At 39.9% G+C, this 1451-nt stretch carries 3 protein-coding genes; 2 read left to right on the forward strand and 1 reads right to left on the reverse strand.

Features of this window, described 5'->3' with window-relative positions; translation table 11 throughout:
• Positions 1 to 141: 141 nt before the first annotated feature.
• Together H5160_RS20055 and H5160_RS20060 are read left to right on the forward strand one after the other, a co-directional pair.
• The gene (locus tag H5160_RS20055) at positions 142 to 603 is read left to right on the forward strand and encodes a hypothetical protein (RefSeq protein WP_182738519.1); all 462 of its coding nucleotides are present in this window, start codon (positions 142 to 144) and stop codon (positions 601 to 603) included.
• Positions 604 to 712: 109 nt separating this feature from the next.
• Positions 713 to 1159, forward strand: coding sequence for a hypothetical protein (locus H5160_RS20060; protein WP_182738521.1), 447 nt, complete (start codon positions 713 to 715; stop codon positions 1157 to 1159).
• 40 nt (positions 1160 to 1199) lie between these two features.
• Here H5160_RS20060 and H5160_RS20065 read toward each other — a convergent pair.
• Positions 1200 to 1451: transposase (locus H5160_RS20065; RefSeq protein ID WP_182737466.1), on the reverse strand; the 252-nt coding region annotated here is incomplete at its 5' end.

Consider the following 1451-nt stretch of genomic DNA (forward strand, 5'->3'; position numbering starts at 1 on the left):
TAAAGAACGAACATAACAAACGCATTAACACTCGCTGCGCTCGCTAGGGACAAATACACGTAGGCTCCCTGCGCTTCGCTCGGTATTTTAGCCTACGTATATTTGCCCGTTATGCGGGAAGTTAGGTTACAAGGAGAGTCTGTGAAAAAAGTTCTTATTTCTGTTTTATTGGCGGTAACAATTGCTGGCTGTAAAACCACACCATCTACACCAATTATTTTATACAAAGAGCCAGCGACATCTGACAACACAGCAACATTTGTCGGCGAAGATAGTGAGGCGGTTATTTTTGGAAAAGGTCACGAGAAAATCCATATATGTAAAGTTAATGGAGAGTCTATTCCGCTTACAGATGTTAATCGAAAAATAATCGTAGAAGCTGGCCAGCACACATTGAATGTTTGTTATCGCGAAGGTGGAAATTCAGCAGAAGCTTCATTTATAGCAACCATTCAAGCAGGAGCTCAATATAAAGTTGAACTTGGTGAGCATTCTTGGACTAAAGTTAACTTTTCCATCGCAGAACAGCAAACAAACAGTAAGTTGGTAGAGCTTGTAACAGTCCCTAAAATAGCTGGTGACATAACCATTTTGGTGTTTTAGTAACCTAACAAAGCAATGAAGAGCGGACCTCTAATGGTTGGTTGTGTTTCGTTCCTCAACAAGTTTAACCAACCATTATCTGGCCGCTTATTGCGGCGTTAGGTAGCTGATGGAATTTGAAACTTGGTCAACTCCGTTTGAAAATGGCACCGTTTGGTTGGTTGATCTATCTTGGGGAACTGAATCATGGTCTTTGGAAAAGCCCGATGGTACAAAATATGAAATCCCAGGGGTATCAGCTCATAGAAATCATGATCTAGTTGCGCGAGTATTTCATGAGGAAACAGAAGCTTTATATAAAATATCTTTCAATAGCGTCAATGGTTTTCGTTGCTTAGATGAGCATGGGTTAACCGAAATTTGGAATAGCAAAGGACAACGAGCAAATTCATTTATGATAAAGAAACATGGTTGGCACAAAGAAAGCCCGTTAACCTTTTTTATGGGCAACGAAAACGAGTGGTCTCATCTGGTTGTAACTAGCGACGAATGTTTAGAAGTTGTTTGTAGGGATACACCAACAGTAGAGTTTATTGAAAATGTACCTCTTAGATAGAACGCTACCTAACAAGTGACTATGGTGTCAATTCCTAATTTCAAACCATTTTAGGATCCCACATGACACCATCCCTCACCATAGAATTTATGATTACTATAAGCTTTCTTATACAGGCAATAATAGCCACTTTTTTAGGTTTCCCTGCCGCGACTAGCCGATGATAAATAGCTTTAAATTTAGGGTTACATTGGATAGCTGACATCATTGCCATATACATTGCGGTTCTAATTTTTGGCCGTCCACCTCGTATCATCCGTTTACCCTGATAAGCACCACTTTCTCGATTAAA

The organism is Pseudoalteromonas sp. SG43-4, from assembly GCF_014164325.1.
GTDB lineage: Bacteria > Pseudomonadota > Gammaproteobacteria > Enterobacterales > Alteromonadaceae > Pseudoalteromonas > Pseudoalteromonas distincta.

Bases quoted from the DNA above. Each gene is read 5' to 3' on its own strand.
- H5160_RS20060 (WP_182738521.1), top strand. From the start codon at position 713: ATGGAATTTGAAACTTGGTCAACTCCGTTTGAAAATGGCACCGTTTGG.